At 41.8% G+C, this 2,831-nt stretch carries 4 protein-coding genes; all 4 read left to right on the plus strand.

Features of this window, described 5'->3' with window-relative positions:
- The first annotated feature begins 90 nt into the window (after window positions 1-90).
- The 4 genes from ACSHX2_RS15235 to ACSHX2_RS15250 all read left to right on the plus strand — a co-directional run bounded on the left by ACSHX2_RS15235 (window position 91) and on the right by ACSHX2_RS15250 (window position 2,754).
- Window positions 91-486 carry a hypothetical protein gene (locus tag ACSHX2_RS15235; RefSeq protein ID WP_435693815.1) on the plus strand — a complete coding sequence of 132 codons (396 nt, stop codon included), beginning with the start codon at window positions 91-93 and terminating at the stop codon, window positions 484-486.
- 600 nt (window positions 487-1,086) lie between these two features.
- Entirely contained in the window at window positions 1,087-1,653 is a 567-nt protein-coding gene (locus ACSHX2_RS15240; protein WP_435693816.1) for a hypothetical protein, read from the plus strand.
- Window positions 1,654-1,785: 132 nt separating this feature from the next.
- Window positions 1,786-2,172, plus strand: coding sequence for a hypothetical protein (locus ACSHX2_RS15245; RefSeq protein WP_435693817.1), 387 nt, complete (start codon window positions 1,786-1,788; stop codon window positions 2,170-2,172).
- A gap of 180 nt (window positions 2,173-2,352) precedes the next feature.
- A complete protein-coding gene (locus tag ACSHX2_RS15250; protein ID WP_435693818.1) occupies window positions 2,353-2,754 on the plus strand; it encodes a hypothetical protein in 402 nt (133 codons plus the stop codon).
- Window positions 2,755-2,831: the final 77 nt, after the last annotated feature.

Genomic DNA, 2,831 nt, shown 5'->3' on the forward strand with positions numbered 1-2,831 from the left:
TCACCTTTCACTACATTCACCCTTAAATCTTAATACTAAGCTTTCTGGCCGAGTACTCGGTTGGTGTGCTTTACGTTCTGCTAAATTGACATGCTCCTCAAAGATTCAGCCATAATTCTACTAGCGACCTCTCTAGTTTCTTGCTCTTGGAATATACCGCATACAGATGAGTATTCCACCAAAGCTCATCAGAAGAACTCTAGAGATAAGGCAGATTTCTATTATCTATCGTCAGTTGGAAAACTCGATACATGGATTTCTAACACCAGAGAACCTTTTCAGATCATTCATGATGACGCACTAAGTTCTGGTTTACGCTACTTCATTAGTACTGATAAAGAAGTCGCGAAGTTACGAGCTCAACTACGAACTTCAGATTCTATGTGGCAATTCGGACAGGAGGAGGATCCACAGCACGCAATTGTCGCTTTCGATGAAGGCAGGAACCAAACATACATCTATCCAGAAAAGTACGCTCAAAATTAACTTTGCAGAACAAGACGCTGCACCCAATCCCTTCACCGCCGAGAGTCGAGCCATTTTCAACATCCAAACATTAACCCAAAAACAAAGCGCGCTGAGAGTTCAGTGATTGGTGTGCTTTACGTTCTACTAAATTGAACGCGACATGAACTGGAACGACATATCAAATATTTTCCCCTTAGCGCTATTCATTGCTATTCCTGCGTTCTGCGTGTGGCTTGTGATGACAGATAACAGTAACAGGTGGACCACTTCAATTTTCGCACTCATACTAGTCTCACTTGGACGCTATTTTGAAGGTCACTGGCGAATACAAATTGGTGGATTTAGCGAGAGTCCATGGTTGGTTGAACTTATTGAGGGTGCACTTACTTGGATTACAACAGCATGGTTCATAAGAATCATTTACCAGCTGATTCACAAATTTGCGCCTAATTCAAAATCGACCCACAACTAACAAAATTGCCTTTGTAGAACAAGACGCTGCACCCAACCTCGTACCGCGGTTGAGCGCGACTCACCTTTTACTACATTCAAACTTAAATCTTAATCCAAAGCTTTCTGGCCGAGTACTCGGTTGGTGTGCTTTACGTTCTGCTAAATATGAATACCAAAATATTATATGTAATCTTACTGTTAGTGAATCCGCTACATTCGTCATCTTTATTTTTTACTTATGTGCCTGATGAAATAGTAGCTAGTGACGCGCTCGGAAATCCAATTACAATTCAACTCAAAAATGGATTCGGGTCTGTTACCTTCGAAGACAATATTTCTAATGTGGAACTATCTGATGTTACAGATTTCTCATTTTCTGGTTATATTACGTCGCAAGACTTATTAGGGAACGTTATTGAGGTTAACATCAACTATGATGTAACACACTTAACCTCATTAGAATTAATGGTTATTGATAAGACCGCGAACATAATTAATTTACACGCGTCCAAAGACTTCATTTTCATACCTGCTTATGAACAGTCTTCCGAACCTGTAACTTTTATAATCGAACCAGATCTTGCAGCGAGCCTCATATCCGAAGACGCTGGTGACCCCTTCTCATTCGGCACGCCAAGTCAGGGCGTAATCACAATCATACCTGAGCCATCAATCTCTACTTTATTCGTCCTTGGTTCCATATTAGCTCTTACTAAAAGATCTAGAAACTAACTTTGCAGAACAAGACGCTGCACCCAATCCCCTCACCGTCGAGACGCGAGCCATTTTCAATCTCCAAACATTAACCCAAAAACAAAGCGCGCTGAGAGTTCGGTGATTGGTGTGCTTTACGTTAGGCTAAATATGAGCACCTCAGATACAAACAACTCTCAACAGTGTAGCTCAGCTAACACGTCCATAGAAATTGTTGAAGAGCACCTCATTTATAGTGCTAATGGTGAAGTGCTCTCGAAACATGCTCTAGATGACGTAATTGAAGTCTTTGCTTTTAAAGAAGATCTGTTTTCTACCGACATTATCTGTATTGGTTTTCGAATTAACTCTGACGGTGACTACTTTAAAATTGATGAAGAGATGAACAACTACGTAACTTGTAGAGACGCACTACCTGATTATTTCCCGGGTATTAGAACCGACTGGTTTCGTGAAGTGGCATTCCCAGCTTTTGATGCGAACTGCCTCAGTATCTGGGGTGAAGAACTAATTAGTACAATTTGGAAACACACCTAACCTCCCCCAAACTGCCTTGCCTAACAAGACGCTGCACCCAACCTCGTACCGCGGTTGAGCGCGACTCACCTTTCACTACATTCACACTTAAATCGAAATCCAAAGCTTTCTGGTCGAGTACTCGGTTGGTGTGCTTTACGTTAGGCTAAATCCCACATGTTCAAACACATCTTCATAATAATGCTAGCTCTTTTGGCCCCACAGCTGAGTGCTGGTCACCAATTGCTAAGTAACGTCGGTAACTACAAGTTTTCTGGTGATTCATACAAAGTTGAAATCAGCATCACAGAAGTTTCAAAAAACCACATCAAACCTCTCATATCTTTCAACGAAGGTAAGAGTTCATATACTACTGGTTACGGAGACAAGAATGGTCTTCTCATCATTCCCCAAAAGTGGGTTGCTCAATTTCAGGCTCCAAACAAACTATGGGTCTACGACGGCGCAGAACTGATTCTACTCTATAAGCGTACACCTACAGGATTCAAAGCATATGACAATGAAGTCGTTAAGAACTTGATTAGCGATGCTCCAGAGGAGTTCAAAAAGGTTGTTCTTGGCTCCTATCCACAACAAAACTGACTTGCAGAACAAGACGCTGCACCCAACCTCGTACCGCGGTTGAGCGCGACTCACCTTTCACTACATTCAAACTTAAA

The sequence above is a fragment of the Rubritalea sp. genome (genome assembly GCF_051252225.1).
Classification (GTDB): Bacteria; Verrucomicrobiota; Verrucomicrobiia; order Verrucomicrobiales; family Akkermansiaceae; genus Rubritalea.